The organism is Robertmurraya korlensis NBRC 107688, assembly GCF_001591645.1.
GTDB lineage: Bacteria > Bacillota > Bacilli > Bacillales > Cytobacillaceae > Robertmurraya_A.
On the sequence record NZ_BCVH01000009.1, the window covers coordinates 103,057 to 115,677 of the forward strand.

A 12,621-nucleotide genomic window follows, 5' to 3' on the forward strand; every position below is an offset into this window, starting at 1 on the left:
ATATAAATATTCACAATTTACGGGGTGGAACAATGAAAGCATATGTGCATTTAAAAAGTGGTGACACGTTTGAAGGAAACTGGGTTGTCAACACGAACAATAAACCAGTGTCAGGGGAAATTGTATTTTATACAGGAATGACTGGGTATCAGGAAGTCTTGACGGACCCATCGTATAAGGATCAAATCATAGTATTTACGTATCCTCTAATCGGTAACTATGGGATTAACCTTGAAGATTTTGAAAGTAAACAACCACATGTTGCTGGGGTCATTGTATATGAGGCTTGTATGAATCACTCTCATTACCAAGCAAAATTCTCGTTAAGTGAATATTTACAAAAATGGGATATTCCATTAATTGAACATGTTGATACAAGAGAAGTAGTGAAGCAAATCCGTAACGAGGGATCAATGCCGGCCATCATTAATATGGATTCCATTAAACCAGAAGCCTTTGAACTAGGAGATATGGAAAAGGTATCTAAAGTGTCTTGTACACAGGTTTCAACGGAAGGACATGGAGGAGATTTTCACATTGTATTAATGGATTTTGGAAATAAAAAATCCATTCAACAATCGCTCCTAAATAGAGGTTGTAAGGTTACAACTGTTCCATTCAATAGCTCATATGATGAAATTAAAAAGCTTAATCCGGATGGCATATTATTATCCAATGGACCTGGAGATCCGAAGCATCTAAAAAAATTATTGCCTACGATTTCAAAGGTCATTAAAGCGTATCCAACTCTAGGTATTTGCTTAGGGCACCAGCTAGCGGGCTTAGCATTAGGGGCAGATACGAAAAAATTATTGTTTGGACACCGTGGTGCAAATCATCCAGTAATGGATAAGGAAACGAAGACAGTATTTATGACCTCACAGAATCATAGCTATTACGTGGATGAAAAAAGCTTATCTGGTACTGGTCTAAAAACGCGGTTTTATAATTTGCATGATTCAACAATTGAAGGCTTTTACCACGAAAGCTATCAGTTAATAACAACACAATTTCATCCAGAAGCAAATCCAGGTCCTTCAGAGGGTGAATATATCTTTGACGAATTTTTACAACTAATTAAAGAAAATAATGGGAGTCAAGTTGCATATGCCTAAAGATCATTCAATCACATCCATATTAGTCATCGGTTCGGGACCGATTATCATCGGGCAAGCGGCAGAATTCGATTATGCAGGCACACAAGCCTGTATGGCCTTAAAAGAAGAAGGGTACCGAGTTATTTTAGTAAATAACAATCCGGCTACCATTATGACAGATAGTCATTTTGCTGATGCTATATATTTCGAGCCACTTACAGTAGACGTTATTGAAAAAATTATAAAAAAAGAACAACCTGATGGGTTGCTTGCAACACTAGGTGGACAAACGGGACTGAATCTTGCGTTTCAATTAGCCGAGCATGGAATCCTTGAGAAATACGGAGTAAAGGTTCTTGGCACCTCGATTGAGTCAATTAAAAAAGGTGAAGATCGTTCCGCATTTCGTCAGCTAATGAACGAGCTTGGAGAGCCAGTACCAGAAAGTAAGATTGTTCATACCGTGGATGAAGCAATCAGTTTTTCGAAAGAAATCGGGTTCCCGATTATCATTAGACCTGCATACACACTTGGTGGAACAGGTGGAGGAATTGCATCAAATGAGGAGGAATTCCTCCAATTGGTCCAAGGAGGACTAAAGGAAAGTCCAATCCATCAATGCTTAATCGAAAAAAGTATTGCCGGATTTAAAGAAGTTGAGTACGAAGTAATGCGTGATGCTTCTAATACTTGCATTATCATTTGTAACATGGAAAATTTAGACCCAGTCGGAATACACACAGGTGATTCTATCGTTGTTGCTCCTTCTCAAACATTAACAGATGAAGAGTATCAAATGCTCCGATCTGCATCGATTAAGATCATTTCCGCGCTAGGTATTGTTGGTGGATGTAATATACAATTCGCACTAGACCCACTGAGTAAGAACTATTATTTAATTGAAGTAAACCCACGGGTAAGTCGTTCATCTGCTCTTGCTTCAAAAGCAACCGGTTATCCAATCGCAAGAATGGCTGCCAAGCTTTCAGTGGGTTATGAGTTGTCAGAGTTAATTAATCCTGTAACAGGTGATACATTTGCAAGCTTTGAGCCAGCATTGGATTATGTCGTTGTAAAATTCCCTAAGTGGCCTTTCGATAAGTTCCCAACAATTGAAAGAAAGCTGGGTACACAAATGAAGGCAACCGGAGAGGTAATGGGGATCGACCGTAATTTTGAAAGAGCACTTTTAAAAGCCATTCGCTCTCTTGAAATTAAGGTTCAGGATTTGGAGATGTCTTCTTTAAAGAATTTGAGTGTAGACCAATTATATGTTGAACTTGCGAAACAGAACGATGAACGCTTTTTCATCTTAATGGAGTTAATGAGACGTGGGGAAGACGTAAATACCCTGCATGAATTGACGAAGATCGATTTCTTTTTCTTATTCTATATGAAGAAGCTTGCTCAGTTGGAAAAGGAAATTTATGAAGAAACGATTCAAAATGTTACAACAGAACAATTACAGCTTTTTAAAGAAAAAGGATTTAGTGATCGTTTTCTTGCTGAAGCTTGGAATGTGACGGAAGCTGAGCTAAGAGAAACACGTAAGAAAAACAAGGTTCTTCCAGCTTATAAAATGGTTGATACATGTGCAGCTGAGTTTTCTGCAGTAACGAATTATTTTTACTCCACATATTTTGGGAAAAATGAACAAATTCCTTCAAATAAAAGAAAGGTAGTCATCGTTGGCAGTGGTCCGATTCGAATTGGCCAAGGCATTGAATTTGATTACTGTTCCGTCCACGGAGTGTTTGCTTTAAAAGAAGAGGGAATAGAGACCATCATGATTAACAATAATCCGGAAACAGTTAGTACGGACTTTGCTACAGCTGATCGTTTGTATTTTGAACCATTAACTGTGGAAGATATTTTAAATGTGTTAGAAGCTGAGGAAACAAATGAGGTTATCATTCAACTAGGTGGTCAAACTGCGATAAACTTAGCGGAAGGTCTTGAACAAGCGGGAGTAACTATTTTAGGTACTGGTTCGAAGGTTATCGATGTACTAGAAGAAAGAGATAAATTTTACCAGCTTCTTGATGAACTAGAGATCCCAAGACTGGAAGGCCAATTTGTAAACAATGTTGAGGAGCTTATTGAAGCAGCCAATTCTATTGGATATCCAATCCTTATTCGACCTTCTTATGTTATCGGTGGAAGAGGTATGGTCACTATTAAGGAATCAAGTGAGCTTCAAGCATTTATTGAAGAGACAGATTTACAATTCCCATACCTTGTTGATCAATTTTTACCAGCAATAGAAGCAGAGCTTGATCTAGTCAGTGATGGAGAGAGTGTTCTCGCACCTGTGGTGATGGAGCATATTGAACGAACGGGTGTTCATTCCGGTGATAGTTTATCTGTGTTACCACCTCACACTTTATCGAAAAAGGTTCAGGAAAAAATGCTTTCCTATGCGACGAAAATCACCACTCATCTAAACTATAAGGGTCTTTTAAATATACAGTTCATTATTGATCAAGAGGATGTATATGTATTAGAGGTAAATCCACGGGCAAGTAGAACCGTACCGATTATAAGTAAGGTAACTGGTGTACCATTAGTTCAAATTGCGACAAAAATATTGCTTGGGAAATACCGGTTGTCGAAAAATGACGAGTTGATGAATTTAAATGATCTCCCATATATTTGTGTGAAGTACCCAGTCTTTTCAAATTATGCATTAAAAGGTCTAGATTCAAAAGTGAGTCCAGAGATGAGATCAACGGGAGAAGGAATTAGCTTAGCAATGACGTATGAGGAAGCAATGAAGAAGTCCTTCCACACCTTATTAAAGGATCGATCTATTGGGAAAGTAGCCGTCAAACCAAGTTATATTCTAGATTTGAAAAAAGCAGGCGTAAAAGAAGAAGCTGTTATAGAGGCTTCTGAATTGACTGCAAGCTTGGTAAAGGAAGAAGAAATTATTGCCTATTACAATCCTGATCAAGGAATAGAGGACAAAAAAGTAAGGGAAACAGCAACAAAAAATCGTGTTCTTACTTTTACAGAAGAGGAAACGTTGGTAGCTTTTCTAGCTGGGCAGACAGCAAAGGAATTTACCGTACATTCACTTAATGAATGGCTATTAAAGAAAAGAGAGGTGAAGCTTACATGATTTCGGTTAAAACGAATGAGAAAAAAGCTGGCTTAAAGGATATGTTAACCTTAAAGGATTATTCTTCAGAACAGATTAATGATCTGTTATCAAACGCAATAAAAATTAAGAATGCAATGAAGCTTGGAGAATCATATACGCCACTAAAAGGAAAAATACTAGGAATGATATTTGATAAGTCTTCCACTAGAACACGTGTATCATTCGAGGCTGGAATGATTCAGCTTGGTGGATCAGCTATGTATTTAAACGGAAAAGACTTGCAGATTGGAAGAGGCGAACCGATTTCTGATACGGCAAAGGTGTTATCAGAGTATATTGATGGAATTATGATTCGTACTCATTATCATCACACGGTTGAAGAGCTTGCTAAGCATGCATCAATTCCTGTAATAAATGGACTTACAGATTTGTATCATCCTTGTCAAGCGCTTGCGGATCTTCAAACGATTTTGGAATGCAAAGGCTCATTAACAGGCTTAAAAATTGCCTATATTGGTGACGGAAATAATGTGGCGCATTCTCTCATCATTGGTGCGGTGAAAATGGGCATGAATATTGCTGTCGCAAGTCCGGTTGGGTATGAACCAAACGAAGAGATTGTGGCTTATTCAAAAGAAATAGCCGAAAAAACGGGTGGGTCTGTAACAATTACGAATAACGCTGTTGAAGCAGCAAATCAAGCGGATGTTGTATATACAGACGTATGGACGAGTATGGGGCAAGAGGAAGAAAACGAAATTCGTCTAAAAGCATTTGCAGATTATCAGGTGAATGGAGAACTTGTAAAGCATGCAAAACCTGACTATCTATTCATGCATTGCTTGCCTGCTCATCGTGGGGAAGAAGTTTCCCATGAGGTAATTGACGGTGAAAATTCAGTTGTTTTCCATCAAGCAGGAAACCGACTTCATGCCCAAAAAGCATTATTAGTTGAATTACTTGGATAAAAAAGGATTCCTGCGATTTCGCAGGGATTTTTTTATTTTGGCAATACTATAACCGAACATTAGAAAGGAGTGGGAATATGGGACAAAACCACCGTTTTCGTTCAGGTGATAAGGCACCAAACAATGGTGTCTATATAGAGATTGGTGATACAGGCTCCAATGTGACAAATCCTAAAAAAATTAAGCTAAAAGCAGGGGAACGTTTCCCTGAGTCAACAAATGACGAGCGTCAATGGACATATGCACCAAAGTACACTCATAACTAAGTAAGGCCATCCTACATGGATGGCTTTACTTATGTGAAAAATGGATTATAATAGAAATTAAATAAAGGTCAAAAAAGGTCAAAGGAGGAGCCTTATGGATTTTCAATCAATGACTGAACGAGTGCAGGTGGCGTTTTCGGAGGCTCAAGCGCTAGCTAGAAAATCAAACCATCAAGAAATTGATGAAGCTCACCTATTTATTTCTCTTTTCAAAGAACACAATAGTTTAGCTGCTATCATTATGGAACGCCTACACCTACCAGTGGAACCATTCCTAGAAGAGCTCGAGCAAATAAGAAAGAGAAGGCCTGAGGTATTAGGCGGCAATACACAATCCAATATATATATAACATCACTACTACAAAAACTTCTCCTTGAAGCAGAAAAAGAGAAGGATGCACTAGAGGATCAATATATGTCTGTTGAACATTTATTGTTAGCAGCAGCCAGACTAGATGAAACAACATTTTGTAAATATTTGAAGAAACGTAAAATTAGTAAAGAAAGATTATCTGAAGTTATTTATGAGATTAGGGGGAATCAAAAGGTGACTTCACAAAATCCGGAATCAACGTACGATGTATTAAATAAATATGGACGTGACTTAGTAGAAGAGGTGAAAAAGGGTAAACTCGATCCTGTAATTGGACGAGATGCGGAGATACGAAATGTTATTCGGATTTTGTCTCGAAAAACAAAAAACAATCCTGTTTTAATCGGAGAACCAGGAGTAGGAAAAACGGCAATTGTTGAGGGACTTGCCCAGCGAATCGTAAGAAAGGATGTTCCAGAAGGGCTAAAGGATAAAACCGTTTTCTCGCTTGATATGAGTGCTTTAATTGCTGGTGCAAAATTCCGTGGAGAATTTGAGGAACGTCTGAAAGCAGTATTAAATGAAGTGAAGAAAAGTGATGGTCGTATCCTTCTGTTTATCGACGAACTTCATACAATTGTGGGAGCAGGTAAAACAGAAGGAGCAATGGATGCCGGTAATATGTTAAAGCCAATGCTAGCTCGAGGCGAACTTCACTGTATAGGTGCTACCACACTCGATGAGCACCGGAAATACATTGAAAAAGACCCAGCATTAGAGCGCCGCTTCCAACAGGTAATCGTTCAGGAACCGAATGTAGAGGATACCATTTCCATTTTACGAGGGTTAAAGGAACGGTTTGAAATCCACCATGGAGTAAATATACATGATCGAGCAATCGTCGCATCAGCCATCCTGTCTGATCGCTATATAACCGAACGCTTTTTGCCAGATAAAGCGATTGACTTAATTGATGAAGCTTGTGCGTTAATTCGTACCGAAATTGATTCAATGCCGACTGAATTAGATGAAGTATCAAGGAGAGTTATGCAATTAGAAATAGAAGAGGCTGCTCTAGTGAAGGAAGAAGATAGTCAGAGTAAAGAACGACTTCACCATTTGCAGAAGGAACTGGCAGATTTAAGAGAAAAAGTCTCCACAATGAAGGCGAAGTGGCTTACAGAAAAAGAAGCAATTCAAAAAGTCCAAGAAAAACGGGAGCTAATAGAAAAATTAAGAAGAGAGCTTGAGGATGCAGAGAATAATTATGATTTAAACCGAGCTGCTGAGCTGAGACATGGCAGGATTCCGACAGTGGAAAAAGAGCTTCACATGTTAGAAGAAGAGATGAATTCGAAACAAGAAGACCGTTTGCTCCGTGAAGAAGTGACAGAAGAGGAAATCGCAAATATTGTATCGCGTTGGACAGGTATTCCTGTTGCAAAGTTAGTTGAGGGAGAAAGAGAGAAGCTCCTTCGGTTAGAAAGCATACTGCAACAAAGGGTAGTTGGACAACCTGAGGCGGTCGAGCTCGTTTCAGATGCTGTTTTACGAGCGCGGGCAGGAATCAAGGACCCCAATCGTCCAATTGGCTCGTTTATTTTCCTTGGACCAACAGGAGTGGGAAAAACGGAGTTAGCGAAAACCCTTGCGCAAGCCTTATTTGATAGTGAGGATCAAATCATTCGAATTGATATGTCTGAATATATGGAAAAGCATGCTGTTTCTAGACTAGTGGGAGCTCCTCCTGGATATGTCGGTTATGAAGAAGGTGGACAACTAACAGAAGCAGTAAGAAGAAAGCCTTATTCAGTCATTCTTCTAGATGAAATAGAGAAGGCTCATCCTGAAGTGTTTAATATTTTATTACAAATGTTAGATGATGGAAGAATAACAGATTCTCAAGGAAGAGCGGTAGACTTTAAAAATACGATTATTATCATGACATCCAACCTCGGTTCTCATTTTTTATTAGAAAATCAATCGAATAAGGAAGAAGGGAAGGAAAGAGTCCTTGAGTTATTAAGAAGTCATTTCCGCCCGGAATTTTTAAATCGAATTGATGAAATTATTACCTTTAACCCTCTAGATATATCAGCGATTAAAGAAATTGTTAGCAAATTAGTAAATGACCTTAGCAGACGGGTGAAGGAGCAAAATATTTACGTGGAAATTTCAGATTCTGCAAGAGAATATATTGCTACTCATGGATTTGATCCTGTTTACGGTGCCAGACCCTTAAAGAGGTACATTCAGAGGAATATAGAGACGCTTTTAGCAAGGGAGATCATTTCAGGGAAGGTAAAGGAGAAAAACACTGTACAGATTGAATTGGTAGACGGTAAAATAAAACTAAATATTCTTTGAGAAATTAAAAAGTCATCCTTTAAATGTTGGATGACTTTTTTCAAACATATTTAGTAAGAATTAATGTGTTTCATGACCACTTGGTTCATTTGGTAAGACAGCACCAATTACAAAAATTAGTACCGTAACAATCACACCAACAATGGCACCGGTTTCAAAATGAAACGCAGCTCCGATCATGGACGATACTACGTATGAAAGCATTTGTACTAATAAGAACGTCCAGAAAAATGTCCAAAAGTAACTCATTTTTTTCACCTCTTACATATTGAAATCTTCATTCATCTTACCATATAGCTATCAAATAATAAATGAATATTGACAAAACAAGGAACAAAATTATAAGTCAATCTCACGAATTTAGGCTAATCTCCCTTTCATTTTAAGTAATACTTCATACATTATTATGAGCAAAATGACGTTGAAGGAGTTTTTAGTATGGAGAACCGAAACTTTAAATTGGATACCGAATGGAATATGATTCATTATCCCGAAAAACCACGCGGTTTCGGTATCTTAGTTATTGGTGACGAAAGACATTTTGTTGATGAGAAAAGTAGTTTCTGGACTCAAAATGAAGGGAAATGGACACTTATCCAAAAGCTTAGAGAATCAGGCTACACGATCTTTTATTCCAACCTTTACGGGAAGAATTGGGGGAGTGACAAGGCAGTTAAGCTAGCGAAAAGACTCTATGAGTATATTATCCGTACGGAAATAATTAATGAGAGTATTCATATTTTAGCTGAAGGGATGGGAGCACTTGTTGCCTTAAAGCTAATTGATATGATGGAGGAAAATATCCGTTCAACGGTACTTATAAACCCTGTTCTTTCTTTAAGAGACCATTTAGAGCAGGAAAAGGAGCATAAATTCTTTTATAAGAAGCTTATGAAAGAACTGTCTCAATCCTACGAACAAGAGCAACATCAAATTGTCGAGTTACTCATCAGTGAGCATGAACGACATGTGAAACCGAAGACCCCTACCAAAATCATTCATGTCCTGTCTGGAAATCGAGCATATAAACAATCCAATTTACTAAAAGAACTGTCAGTGAGGTGGGAGGATATGAATGCACCTGTAACTGTTTGTTATATGTTGCCAGAGAAAAAGCAGCAAATCGCTCAACAAGTAACCAAATTTTTGAAACAGCATGAAAAAGTACTATGATAAACATCTAAGAATAGTGAGGCTTCCCTGTGCATATACTGGTATATCGAGTAGCAGGGAGGCTTTTTTTTATGGACAAGGTACTTGTACTTGGCGCTTTGGAGGAGCTAGGGTTTGAAATGACCGCTAGTTTACTAGAAGAAGGCTATGAAGTTAGTGGCATTCATCTTGAAATAGGAAACGAAACAAAATATAACCTTAGAAGGATGGAGATAGGTAGGAATGCTAATTTTGAAGAAGTGGATCTGAATGAGTGGTTAAAACAGGATGATTTCACCGAATCATCAATGTTTTTATTTGTAAATGGCTTTGATGAAAACGTCAAGCGTGTTTGGATGGAAAATAGAGAGCTAAAAGGGAAGTTAGAAACTATTTCTAACAACCCTGATTATTCAATCATATTCATCTATCCCTTTTCTGAATGGGAGATACGGAGTAAGAAGCAATATGCGGGGAATACCATGAGTTTTTTTGTACCCTTGTCATATGATCGAAACGAGTTTCCATCTATATTTAAGGCAATCTTAGATGTAGTTGATTTACAATAAAGCAAAAAAAACTTTTCATTTTTTATATGTTAAAGGTAGAATGTAATAGATAAATAGTAAGAGATACGGACTTTCATATTTTATTTGAGTGTCCTTTGAAAGGCGGAAAAGAGAATGCGAAAGATGTTTGTTCGGGTTGGGGTGTTCCTTCTTTTAAGCCTTACCTTCCTGACAAGCTGTGGACAACCTATGTCTTCTGGCGAACTGAAAAAGGTCGGATTATTGGTGCCAGAAACAATCAATGATCAGGTTTGGGGGACGAAAGGTTATAAAGGAATGCTAAAAATTCAATCTCGATTTAAAGTGGACGTTTATTATAAAGAGGACATGAACTCAGAGGCAATCGTTGAAAGAGCGGTAAAGGAGTTTGATCAAAAAGGAGTCAATCTCATTTTTGGACATGGGAATGAGTATGGACCTTATTTCAACAAACTTGCTGATAAGTACCCTGAGATTCATTTTGTGAGTTTTAACAGTGATGCACAAAAGGAAAATACGACTAGCTTAAACTTTGAAGCATATGCAATGGGGTTCTTTGGTGGGATGGTAGCAGGGAAGATGACAAAAACCAATGAAATAGGGATCATTGCTGCTTACGAATGGCAGCCTGAGGTAAAAGGATTCCTTGAGGGAGCTTTGTTCCAAAATAAAGATGTAGATGTCCAAATAGATTATGTCGGACATTGGGATGACGATGAAAAGGCGTTAAGCTTTTTGGATCATATGGTGAAGAAAAAGGTGGATGTAATCTATCCAGCTGGTGACGGATACAATGTGCCAGTTATAGAGAAAATAAAAGAAAATGGGTTATACGCCATTGGCTTTATCTCTGATCAGTCTGATTTAGGAGAATCAACCGTTTTGACTAGCACGGTTCAGCATGTTGATAGACTATATGAACTAGTTGCTGAAAAATACAGCAAGAACGTGTTGGAATCAGGTAACCTTTCCTTTGATTTTCAAGATGGTGTCATCTCGTTAGGGAAGTTCAGTCCCGATGTTGATGAGGCATTCGAAGAAGAGATAACGGCTTTAATTACAAAGTATAAAGAAACTGGTGAACTGCCAAACCAATAGGAGGATCTAACATGTCACAAGACAAAACAATGGAGTTTATGGGTATTGCTATGAAATATTTACCGGAGGCTAAGGAGCAATTAGAAAGTGCTGGGATTGAATTATCAATGGAGCTCATCCAGCCATTTATGACGTTGTTTACAAAAGTTATGCAGGAAGCTTATGATCTAGGCGTCCAAGATGCAAAACAAGAAGAATAGGAACAAGGCTGATTCTCTAACAAAAGAGATATCAGCCTTATTTTATTTATTTCTTGGAGTTTAAAAATGATGAAATGACAGGCTTAATTTGTTTATATAAAGGTTTCAGATTTTGAGCAGATGTCATTAAGGTGTCAAAATGATTCATGAGCTCGGGAATATTCACATTGTTTACTGCTTTTTCAATGGCAGACTGGTTTTTAGGGCTATCATTCAACGGTTCCTCTTTTTGATGAGGGCGTCGCTTTCCAAAAAGCCACTCATGCTCAGATATTCCTTCAGCACTTTCTTTATGCTCAGTTTCTTGGTTTCGTTCCCTTCTGGACGGAAACATTAGTGCAGAGAAGGGATCTCTTTCTTCTTCTTTATTCGGCATCATTCTTACCTCCTTTCACCCTTATTAATATAATTATGAAAAGAAATATAGAATGTATGGACGATAAGGTGGAATCTATATAAATAGGATAAAAAGATTGATAAAACGGGAAACTACTGTTAAAATTTTAGTACCAAGTCATAATAATTGATAATAAAGTTAGTTATATAAAGGAGCTGGAAAGCATGAATGCAGGAATTATCGGTATCGGTAGATGTCTTCCTGATAAAGTGTTAACAAACGCGGATTTAGAAAAAATAGTCGACACCTCGGATGAATGGATTCGCACAAGAACAGGTATTGAAGAAAGAAGAATAGCTGAAAAAGATGTCAATACATCTGATTTAGGCTTCGAAGCTGCCAAAAAGGCGATTGAAAATGCAAATATTTCACCTGAGGAAATTGGGTTAATCTTAGTTGCGACCGTTACACCAGATCAGCCGTTTCCATCAGTCGCTTGTATCTTACAGGAAAAATTAGGTGCAATTAATGCTGCAGCAATGGACATAAGTGCAGCATGTGCAGGATTTATGTACGGAATGATTACCGCTAAGCAATTTATTGAGAGCGACAGCTATAAATATGTGTTAGTAGTTGGTGTTGAGAAATTATCAAAAATTACGGATTGGCAAGACCGGAATACAGCTGTATTGTTTGGCGATGGTGCCGGTGCAGTAGTGATGGGGAAAGTAACGGAAGGCAGAGGTATACTTTCTTTTGAGCTTGGAGCTGACGGTACAGGTGGAAAGCATCTTTACCAAGAAGATTACATCGTAATGAATGGTAGAGAGGTATTCAAATTTGCAGTCAGACAAATGGGAGAAAGCAGCGTAAATGTCCTTGAGAAGGCAGGACTTTCAAAGGAAGATGTTGACTTCTTAATTCCCCATCAGGCAAATATTCGAATTATGGAGGCTTCTAGACAAAGACTAGAACTACCTGAAGAAAAGATGTCTAAAACAGTTAATAAATATGGAAATACCTCAGCAGCTTCCATTCCGATCTCATTGGTAGAAGAGGTAGAAGCTGGTAAAATAAAGGAAGATGATTTGATCGTTATGGTAGGCTTTGGCGGAGGTTTAACCTGGGGAGCCATTGCCATGCGTTGGGGCAGGTAATTATTTAAGCTATTA

At 38.0% G+C, this 12,621-nt stretch carries 12 protein-coding genes; 10 read left to right on the top strand and 2 right to left on the bottom strand.

Translation table 11 applies throughout. The features are described from left to right. The first annotated feature begins 32 nt into the window (after positions 1-32). The 5 genes from BKO01S_RS13595 to clpB all read left to right on the top strand — a co-directional run bounded on the left by BKO01S_RS13595 (position 33) and on the right by clpB (position 8,114). Positions 33-1,115, top strand: a complete 1,083-nt coding sequence (locus BKO01S_RS13595; protein ID WP_066054764.1) for a carbamoyl phosphate synthase small subunit — start codon at positions 33-35, stop codon at positions 1,113-1,115. Beyond that, complete coding sequence (carB, locus tag BKO01S_RS13600; RefSeq protein ID WP_066054767.1) at positions 1,108-4,218, top strand: carbamoyl-phosphate synthase (glutamine-hydrolyzing) large subunit; 3,111 nt, start codon at positions 1,108-1,110, stop codon at positions 4,216-4,218. Before BKO01S_RS13595 ends, carB begins: the two co-directional genes overlap by 8 nt. Further along, the gene (argF, locus tag BKO01S_RS13605) at positions 4,215-5,168 is read left to right on the top strand and encodes an ornithine carbamoyltransferase (RefSeq protein ID WP_066054770.1); all 954 of its coding nucleotides are present in this window, start codon (positions 4,215-4,217) and stop codon (positions 5,166-5,168) included. Before carB ends, argF begins: the two co-directional genes overlap by 4 nt. A 77-nt stretch (positions 5,169-5,245) precedes the next feature. Continuing rightward, entirely contained in the window at positions 5,246-5,434 is a 189-nt protein-coding gene (locus tag BKO01S_RS13610) for a YjzC family protein (RefSeq protein WP_066054773.1), read from the top strand. A 94-nt stretch (positions 5,435-5,528) separates the two neighbouring features. Then, entirely contained in the window at positions 5,529-8,114 is a 2,586-nt protein-coding gene (clpB, locus tag BKO01S_RS13615) for an ATP-dependent chaperone ClpB (RefSeq protein WP_066054776.1), read from the top strand. Positions 8,115-8,174: 60 nt separating this feature from the next. Here the strand turns inward: clpB and BKO01S_RS13620 are convergent, their stop codons facing one another. After that, positions 8,175-8,363, bottom strand: a complete 189-nt coding sequence (locus tag BKO01S_RS13620) for a YjzD family protein (RefSeq protein ID WP_066054779.1) — start codon at positions 8,361-8,363, stop codon at positions 8,175-8,177. A 189-nt stretch (positions 8,364-8,552) separates the two neighbouring features. Here BKO01S_RS13620 and BKO01S_RS13625 point away from each other — a divergent pair, with 189 nt between their 5' ends. The 4 genes from BKO01S_RS13625 (at position 8,553) to BKO01S_RS13640 (ending at position 11,112) form a co-directional block, all read left to right on the top strand. Next, positions 8,553-9,287, top strand: coding sequence for a hydrolase (locus BKO01S_RS13625; protein ID WP_066054782.1), 735 nt, complete (start codon positions 8,553-8,555; stop codon positions 9,285-9,287). A gap of 71 nt (positions 9,288-9,358) precedes the next feature. After that, the gene (locus BKO01S_RS13630; protein WP_066054785.1) at positions 9,359-9,835 is read left to right on the top strand and encodes a hypothetical protein; all 477 of its coding nucleotides are present in this window, start codon (positions 9,359-9,361) and stop codon (positions 9,833-9,835) included. Positions 9,836-9,949: 114 nt separating this feature from the next. Continuing rightward, positions 9,950-10,912, top strand: coding sequence for a BMP family ABC transporter substrate-binding protein (locus BKO01S_RS13635; RefSeq protein WP_066054788.1), 963 nt, complete (start codon positions 9,950-9,952; stop codon positions 10,910-10,912). A gap of 11 nt (positions 10,913-10,923) precedes the next feature. Continuing rightward, entirely contained in the window at positions 10,924-11,112 is a 189-nt protein-coding gene (locus BKO01S_RS13640; RefSeq protein ID WP_066054791.1) for a ComZ family protein, read from the top strand. Positions 11,113-11,158: 46 nt separating this feature from the next. Here the strand turns inward: BKO01S_RS13640 and BKO01S_RS13645 are convergent, their stop codons facing one another. Continuing rightward, positions 11,159-11,488, bottom strand: coding sequence for a hypothetical protein (locus BKO01S_RS13645; protein ID WP_066054794.1), 330 nt, complete (start codon positions 11,486-11,488; stop codon positions 11,159-11,161). Between the two features lie 185 nt (positions 11,489-11,673). Here BKO01S_RS13645 and BKO01S_RS13650 point away from each other — a divergent pair, with 185 nt between their 5' ends. Then, entirely contained in the window at positions 11,674-12,606 is a 933-nt protein-coding gene (locus tag BKO01S_RS13650) for a beta-ketoacyl-ACP synthase III (protein WP_066054797.1), read from the top strand. Positions 12,607-12,621: the final 15 nt, after the last annotated feature.

Coding starts and splice junctions, on each gene's coding strand:
- BKO01S_RS13645 (WP_066054794.1), bottom strand. CDS start 11,488: ATGCCGAATAAAGAAGAAGAAAGAGATCCCTTCTCTGCACTAATGTTT.
- BKO01S_RS13640 (WP_066054791.1), top strand. CDS start 10,924: ATGTCACAAGACAAAACAATGGAGTTTATGGGTATTGCTATGAAATAT.
- argF (WP_066054770.1), top strand. CDS start 4,215: ATGATTTCGGTTAAAACGAATGAGAAAAAAGCTGGCTTAAAGGATATG.
- BKO01S_RS13620 (WP_066054779.1), bottom strand. CDS start 8,363: ATGAGTTACTTTTGGACATTTTTCTGGACGTTCTTATTAGTACAAATG.
- carB (WP_066054767.1), top strand. CDS start 1,108: ATGCCTAAAGATCATTCAATCACATCCATATTAGTCATCGGTTCGGGA.
- clpB (WP_066054776.1), top strand. CDS start 5,529: ATGGATTTTCAATCAATGACTGAACGAGTGCAGGTGGCGTTTTCGGAG.
- BKO01S_RS13625 (WP_066054782.1), top strand. CDS start 8,553: ATGGAGAACCGAAACTTTAAATTGGATACCGAATGGAATATGATTCAT.
- BKO01S_RS13635 (WP_066054788.1), top strand. CDS start 9,950: ATGCGAAAGATGTTTGTTCGGGTTGGGGTGTTCCTTCTTTTAAGCCTT.
- BKO01S_RS13610 (WP_066054773.1), top strand. CDS start 5,246: ATGGGACAAAACCACCGTTTTCGTTCAGGTGATAAGGCACCAAACAAT.
- BKO01S_RS13650 (WP_066054797.1), top strand. CDS start 11,674: ATGAATGCAGGAATTATCGGTATCGGTAGATGTCTTCCTGATAAAGTG.
- BKO01S_RS13630 (WP_066054785.1), top strand. CDS start 9,359: ATGGACAAGGTACTTGTACTTGGCGCTTTGGAGGAGCTAGGGTTTGAA.
- BKO01S_RS13595 (WP_066054764.1), top strand. CDS start 33: ATGAAAGCATATGTGCATTTAAAAAGTGGTGACACGTTTGAAGGAAAC.